General features: G+C 57.2%; 9 protein-coding genes and 1 pseudogene. 1 reads left to right on the top strand and 9 read right to left on the bottom strand.

Annotation, left to right across the window (positions count from 1 at the left end; translation table 11 throughout):
- The 3 genes from DD606_RS03890 to fliF all read right to left on the bottom strand — a co-directional run.
- Window positions 1–579, bottom strand: a 579-nt coding sequence (locus tag DD606_RS03890) for a flagellar assembly protein FliH (RefSeq protein WP_129258250.1), incomplete at its 3' end; no start/stop codon positions are given.
- Complete coding sequence (fliG, locus tag DD606_RS03885; RefSeq protein WP_003859608.1) at window positions 572–1,570, bottom strand: flagellar motor switch protein FliG; 999 nt, start codon at window positions 1,568–1,570, stop codon at window positions 572–574. The genes DD606_RS03890 and fliG, both read right to left, overlap by 8 nt.
- The gene (gene fliF / locus DD606_RS03880; RefSeq protein ID WP_017383346.1) at window positions 1,563–3,245 is read right to left on the bottom strand and encodes a flagellar basal-body MS-ring/collar protein FliF; all 1,683 of its coding nucleotides are present in this window, start codon (window positions 3,243–3,245) and stop codon (window positions 1,563–1,565) included. Before fliF ends, fliG begins: the two co-directional genes overlap by 8 nt.
- Window positions 3,246–3,473: 228 nt before the next feature.
- On the opposite strand from fliF, the gene fliE reads away from it, so the two are divergent.
- On the top strand, window positions 3,474–3,788 hold the full coding sequence (gene fliE / locus DD606_RS03875) for a flagellar hook-basal body complex protein FliE (protein WP_003859612.1): 315 nt from the start codon (window positions 3,474–3,476) through the stop codon (window positions 3,786–3,788).
- A gap of 26 nt (window positions 3,789–3,814) precedes the next feature.
- Here the strand turns inward: fliE and DD606_RS03870 are convergent, their stop codons facing one another.
- From DD606_RS03870 to DD606_RS03845, 6 genes and pseudogenes are all read right to left on the bottom strand, one after another.
- The gene (locus DD606_RS03870) at window positions 3,815–5,110 is read right to left on the bottom strand and encodes a site-specific integrase (protein WP_129258248.1); all 1,296 of its coding nucleotides are present in this window, start codon (window positions 5,108–5,110) and stop codon (window positions 3,815–3,817) included.
- Window positions 5,111–5,155: 45 nt separating this feature from the next.
- Complete coding sequence (locus DD606_RS03865) at window positions 5,156–5,401, bottom strand: excisionase family protein (protein ID WP_014070846.1); 246 nt, start codon at window positions 5,399–5,401, stop codon at window positions 5,156–5,158.
- Between the two features lie 114 nt (window positions 5,402–5,515).
- A pseudogene (locus DD606_RS03860) lies at window positions 5,516–5,797 on the bottom strand (DUF550 domain-containing protein); the annotation flags it as partial.
- Between the two features lie 45 nt (window positions 5,798–5,842).
- On the bottom strand, window positions 5,843–6,082 hold the full coding sequence (locus tag DD606_RS03855; protein ID WP_129258244.1) for a DUF4222 domain-containing protein: 240 nt from the start codon (window positions 6,080–6,082) through the stop codon (window positions 5,843–5,845).
- Window positions 6,060–6,458: a phage protein NinX family protein gene (locus tag DD606_RS03850; RefSeq protein WP_129258242.1), complete on the bottom strand. Its 399-nt coding sequence runs from the start codon at window positions 6,456–6,458 to the stop codon at window positions 6,060–6,062. The genes DD606_RS03855 and DD606_RS03850 overlap by 23 nt, the downstream gene beginning before the upstream one ends.
- Complete coding sequence (locus DD606_RS03845; protein ID WP_129258240.1) at window positions 6,455–6,673, bottom strand: TraR/DksA family transcriptional regulator; 219 nt, start codon at window positions 6,671–6,673, stop codon at window positions 6,455–6,457. Before DD606_RS03845 ends, DD606_RS03850 begins: the two co-directional genes overlap by 4 nt.
- Window positions 6,674–6,708: the final 35 nt, after the last annotated feature.

The raw sequence follows: 6,708 nt of genomic DNA, 5'->3' as shown, positions 1-6,708 counted from the left end.
CCAGCCGTGCAGGCTCAGCGTCGCGCCGAGGCTCTCTTCCACGCGCTGCAAATCATCAGGATGAACGCGCAGCTGCGGTTTGCCGCTGAACAGCGGCTCCTGCTGGAGTAGCCCCTGGATCTGCTTAATCAGCGCGGCGTTATCCACTATCGGCGTCTGGCCGATCACCTGACGGGCCGCCTCCAGTGCCATCTGCATCAGGCGCGCGGCAATCACGCTGTCGAGCGCATCCAGCGTGTGCTGAAACTCGCTCACCAGTTGCTGCATGCGGGCATGTAGCGGCGCCTGCTGCTGGCGCGCCTGCTCGATGCCCTGCTCTAAACCTTTCGCCAGCCCTTCCTGATAACCCTGTGCGTGCCCGGTCTGACGGCCTTCGTTCATCCCTGCATTGAAGCCCTGTTCGTGCGCCTGCATTTGCATCTGGGCCAGCAACTGGGCGCGCTGTTCCTCTTCACTCAGCTCGGGTTCGCCCGCCCCGGCGTCGCCCTCGTCGGACGACACAACGGCAGGGGTGAACTCTGCGCTGGGAGGGGAGAGGTCGTCAGGCGTCCAGCGCTTCCACGACAGTTCATCAGACATAGGTGTCGTCTCCGCTGCCAATCACCATCTCGCCGGTTTCGGCCAGTCGACGAACAATAAGCAGGATCGCTTTCTGTTCGTTTTCCACCTGAGACAGACGCACCGGGCCACGGTTGGCCAGGTCGTCGCGCAGGATATCGGCCGCACGCTGGGACATGTTGCGCAGGAACTTCTCGCGCAGCGGCTGCTCGGCGCCTTTGAGGGCGATAAGCAGCGATTCGGAGTCCACCTCCTGGAGCAGGCGCTGGATGCTGCGGTCGTCCACTTCGACCAGGTTTTCGAACAGGAACATCTCGTCGATAATTTTCTGCGCCAGCTCGCCGTCGAACTCGCGTACCGCCGTAATAACCGCCTCTTCCTGCTGCGTTTTCATCAGGTTGATGATTTCCGCTGCCGTTCTCACGCCGCCCATTTTGCTGCGCTTGAGGTTCTGGCCGTCGAGCAGGTTGTTCAGCACTTCGGTCAGCTCCGCCAGCGCGGCTGGCTGGACGCCGCCGAAGGTGGCGATACGCAGCATCACGTCGTGGCGCAGGCGCTCGTCGAACAGCGCCAGAATATCGGCCGCCTGGCCCCGTTTGAGGTGGACCAGAATGGTGGCGATAATCTGCGGGTGCTCGTCGCGAATAAGATCGGCGGCGCTTTGCGGCTCCATAAAGTTGAGCGTTTCGATCCCACTGGCGGTGTCGCGCGTTTCGAGAATATCTTCCAGCAGGCTGGCGGCGCGCTCTTCGCCCAGCGCCTTAACCAGCACGGAGCGCAGGTATTCGTTGGCGTTGACGTTGAGGGCGGCAAACTGCTCGGCTTCCTGCTCAAACTCCGCCAGCACCTCGGTCAGCTGCTTGTTAGAGATCTGGCGCACGTTGGCCATCGCCGCGCTGAGGATCTGCACTTCTCGCTGGGAGAGGTGTTTAAACACCTCCGCCGCGCGATCTTCCCCAATGGTCATCAGCAGGATGACGCTCTTATCGGTGCCTGTAAGCGTATTACTCATGTTCGTTACCCATCCAACCGCGGATGACCAGCGCGACGACGCGCGGATCGTTATCTGACATTTCGCGAATGCGCTGGCTCATCACCTCTGCGCCCATGCGCTGGTTAGCACGACGCTGCTGCATCTGTTCATCTTTGCTGAGACGAACTTCAACCGCTTCTTCCTCGTCCGGACGCGCGTTCTTCTGTTCCAGCGCGGCTTTCTCGGCTTCAGCACGACGCTGTAGCTGAGGACGAACGCCCTTACGCCACAGCAGCCACGCGACAATCAGCACCAGCAGCCAGCGGCCTGCGGACATCAGCTGATCGAAGAACGCCTGCTGTTGCCAGAACGGCAGTTCGCCACCGGTCTCATCCACCGGGTTGAACGGTGAGTTCACAACGTTGAGGGTATCGCCACGTTTTTCAGAGAAGCCCATCGCTTCGCGGGTCAAATCTTCGATCTGCTTCATCTGCTCCGCCGTGAGCGGCAGCGGTTTACCGTCCGGCAGCGTTTTGTAGTTCACCACCACGGCAACAGAGAGACGCTGAATATCGCCCGTGTTCAGTTTGGTATGGCGGATGGTCCGGTCGACTTCGTAGTTGGTCGTTTCGTTACGGCTGCTGTTACGCGGGCCGGTACTGTTCGCGGTCGAGGTCGTCTGCTGATTCGTTTGCTGACCGTTCTGCGGGTTTGCCGGCGGGGTGGAGATTGGCGCGGCGTTGGCAGGCGCAGGCTGGTTAGAGAGCGCGCCCGGCACACCGCCAGGATACTGGCCGCCGACCTGTTCCGTCTCATTGATCTGACGCGAGCGTAACACGGCGCGGGAGGCATCCCCGTTCGGAGCGTACTGCTCTTCGGTCTGTTCTTTATTCGAGAAATCAATCTGCGCGGTGACCTGCGCGTGCACATTGCTGCTGCCGACCACCGGGCCCAGAATCGCTTCAATGCGACGCTGAAGACGGCCTTCCACGTCGGCGGCGTATTTCAGCTGGGCGTCGTTGAGATCGCGCCCGGCGGTGTTGGACTGCGTCAGCAGATGACCGCTCTGATCCACCAGCGTGACGTTACCTGGCGGCAGACCGGCCACCGCGCTGGAGACCAGGTGCGTGACGGCGCTGATCTGCCCTTCATCCAGCGCACGGCCAGGTTCGAGGTTAACGGTCACAGAGGCAGAAGGGGACTTTTGTTCGCGGACAAACAGGGACGGCTTAGGCATCGCCAGGTGCACACGGGCACTTTTCACCGGGCCTAAGGTTTCAATCGTACGGGCCAGCTCACCTTCCAGCGCGCGCTGGTAGTTAACCTGCTCGCTGAACTGACTGATGCCGAATTTTTCCTGATCCAGCAGCTCAAACCCAACCGCGCCGCCTTTTGGCAGCCCCTGCTGGGCGAGACGCAGGCGAAGCTCGTGCACTTTATCTGCCGGTACTTCAAGCGCACCGCCGTTATCGGCAAAGCGATACGGGATGTTCATCTGGGTTAACTGGGTGACGATGGCACCGCCATCCTGGTCGGAAAGGTTGCTGTAGAGCGTGCGGTAATCCGGGCTTTTTGCCCATAAGACCATCGCGACAACGATCGCAATGGCGGCAGCGCCTGCCACAATCAACGGGATCTTAGGGTTGGCGCGAAGGCGGTTCATCCACTCGAGTGATTTATTCTGTGGCGCTGTCGATGCTGCTGTCGCACTCATTGCGCACCTCTTAAATCCTGGTGGTTTACGTTATTCGTGTAGAGAAACAAAACTGACTCCCGGGTCGGCAAACACGACAAAAGTTCCATACTGATGGCCCTGCCATTATTTGATGATTCGGGATTTTCTATGCGTCAAATAACCTGGTTTTTTAACGCTATTTACCGCCATTATCTTATTGACAAGCTGTTAGTCTTGACCTCGTAAAAAACCATCCAGGGGAGAGTCATGGCTATACAGGGCATTGAAGGGGTACTCAGTCAGTTACAGGCAACGGCGATGACCGCCCGTAATCAGAGCGTGGCTGACCAGCCGCCGGGCGTCAGTTTCGCCGGTCAACTGCATGCGGCGCTGGACCGGATCAGCGACAAGCAAAACGCAGCCCGTACCCAGGCTGAGAGATTTACCCTTGGCGAACCCGGCGTGGCGCTCAACGATGTGATGGCCGATCTGCAAAAAGCGTCGGTGTCATTGCAGATGGGGTTGCAGGTGCGTAACAAGCTGGTGTCGGCATACCAGGAAGTCATGGGCATGCAAGTTTAGGTTATCTAACCTAATGATATTTATAATTAATAACCATCCGATCCCACGGCGTGGGGCATGGATGGGGCAAACTCACTCAATTTCTGGTTGAGGATGAGTACCTGGTCCTGGTTATTTTCAGCCATCCAGGATCCGTACACCCGGTAAACCATTTGCGCGTCGGTGTGGCCCATTTGCTTTGCGATGAAGTTCGGGTTGGCACCGGCAGCTAACGACCAGCATGCATACGTGTGCCGGGACTGGTATGCTCTGCGATAGCGAATCCCGGCGCGTCGCATTGCCGCTTCCCACGACTGGTTAATCGACCCCACTGCGTAATGATGCCCGGCACGGCCATTACGTGATGCGATCTGCGGGTTGAACACAAACGTGCATGGATGCACATCGGTACGGCCATACTCGCGCAGTTTCACCTCAACCTGATACTGCTTACCCAGGCGTGTTAACTCGGCCTGGCTCTTCAGCACGTCGATCGCTGGCTGAATGAGGTTGATGATACGGTCCGTCCCGGCCTCTGTTTTCGGAAGGGTGAACTCCTTCGTTAACGTGTGGTTCCGGCGGATCATCATCGTACCCGCTTTCAGGTCGATATCTTCCCAGGCCAGCGACACAAGTTCTCCGTGGCGCACGCCGGTGTAGACGGCAAGAGACCACATGTTTTTCAGTTGCTGGTGGGCGCAGGCGTTAATCAACCTGACAAACTCATCGCGCGTCAGCGGGTCAGGCTCGCATCGTGACCGCTTAAGCATGGCGATCCCATTAAAAGGACTGACCTTCACATACCCGCTGTCGGCAGCGAACTTAAACATTCCGCTCATGGTCTTCATGTAGTTGTTGACTGTACGGACTGATCGTCCTTTTACCGGCGTTTTCTGCCCGACCTTCAGGGTGTGATAACCGGTCAGCAATTCCTTCCTTATAAACAGCAGGTCTTCCTGCGTCACCGCAGAAACCAGCCTGTCCCCGCCGATCCGTGGCACCATATTGCGCGTTATAGATGTATAACGTGACATCGCGTTGGTGCTGATCTCCATGCGTTTCAGTTCAAGCCACTTGTTAGCCAGCTCCAGCACGGTGATTTCCTTGCTCTCCACGCCAAACTTTCTGAGGTTAGCTGAGTCCGGGAACTGGGCCGCATAATTGAAGTTACCGGTCTTAATCGAAAAGCACACCGACGCGCGCAGCTCGCCAGCGACCTTTCTGTTTTTTGTTGTATCTGGCACGCCGAGGTTTTCACGCACCCGGCTGCCTTTATAGATGAACCATATGCGGAGCGTGCCGCCATGGTTCTCCACGCCTGTTGGGTATGCTGACTTAGCCATTATTCCCTCCTGACGTCCAAGAGCCCGATAAGCATAAACTGATCTTCATTGGCGCGCACCCGGCTGTTTCTTTGACATGCTCTCAACCCACTGGTCGACAGCCTTTCGGTTGTACATGCATTCGCTGTTTTTCTTCGGCACACCGTCCGGTGAGACGTGAAGGTATTCCCGTCCTACCATCCAGCATTTTTTGCGGGCCCGCTCGATAGTGCCCGGGCGAAGGCCGGTAATCTCGACGAGCTTTTCTTCGGTTACCCAGTCGTTGGGCACGATTAAGGTCATTTCGCTCATGGGTTTCTCCAGGCAAAAAAGAACCCGGCGAGGTGCCGGGCAAAAGGGATCACGAGGTGGCGCTTTCGCACCCAATAGCCAGCTCATAACTGGCTATCAGTTGCGTCATGGTTTGATGTGGAGACGCGGCTCCCCGTCTTTCGGTTCCGGCCACTGGCGAGCCATATTCACCTTTAGCTTTTCTTCCAGCGCCGCGGTGATTTGCTCATCGGTGATACCGGCGCGCCGCTGTGCGTCCCACAGCAGGAACTGCATATCAGCCCATTCGCTGAGGTCGCTAGGATCGGCAGCAGCTTCCAGCGCCTCTTTCGAAAGGTGCTTCAGAGGTCCGATGGGGCCGACATTGCCGAAGGTCTTTTCTGACCATTCAGCGTGGCGCCGCCGGATCAGGTTTCTGGTGAACTGCGATTTCTTCGATTCGTAAGGTTTCACGCTCTCTCCTCATGCCGCACGCTGGGCGCGCAGCTTCTTCAGGTGTTCTGCTGTTTCTATTTCTTCGGCGATCCGCTCAGCCTGTGCTTTGGTCAGCGGTTCAAATTCGTGTTGAAAGCGGCCCATGCTGGCGATGCACGTGCGACCGTTGCGGATGTAGTGGATGACTTCGTGGGTAGCGCGGAGGATTTTGCAGGGTGCGCCGTGGGGATCGGCATACCAGGTATTAGCCTGGATTATCCTGAACATTGGCTGACTCCTGTAGAGTAAGGAATACGACCATCGCGGCTCTAAGTGGGTTGGCATGAACATGCCCATCGCCGGAATAAATCATCTGAACATCGTCGCCAGTGATCCCATCAACCGTGGTATCATCAGGAACGCAAAGCCACTCGTCGTCCGCATTGATTAGGCTTAGCTTGTGACCGACAATGATGGGCCATGCGTCCGCTACGTTGTTGCACGGGTCGAAGAAGAATTTGTTACCTGATTTATTCTTTGGCTTGTCGAATTCGTACCGTCGATCATCGCTCATGAAGATATCGGGAACGACTTCTTTGCAGCCTAATGCGAATGCCACAAGCTTATTAATATCTTTGTCAGTCAACTTGCTGTAATCCATCATATCCCCCTCTGCTTATTCTTCAGTTCAATGACGGATTGGCACTCCGCACAGGTCTTGCAGCCGGGAACGGCAGCGCGACGCGGCGCTGGGATATCCTCACCGCATTCCGCGCAATGCTCAGCTGATACGTCGTTACGGTTCACTCGGTGAGCGGAAAGGGCGGCGTTACGCTGAAGCTCTTCAATCTCTGCTGCTGTGTCGATGATATCGGCCATTGTCAATGCTCCCGGAACTGTCGGTTAATTCGGTT

Origin of the sequence: Enterobacter cloacae complex sp. GF14B (assembly GCF_004136805.1) — a bacterium.
In the GTDB taxonomy this organism is placed as follows: Bacteria; Pseudomonadota; Gammaproteobacteria; order Enterobacterales; family Enterobacteriaceae; genus Enterobacter; species Enterobacter hormaechei_C.
The sequence above is the reverse complement of the archived record's forward strand: the minus strand, read 5'-3'. Positions and strand labels throughout refer to the sequence as shown.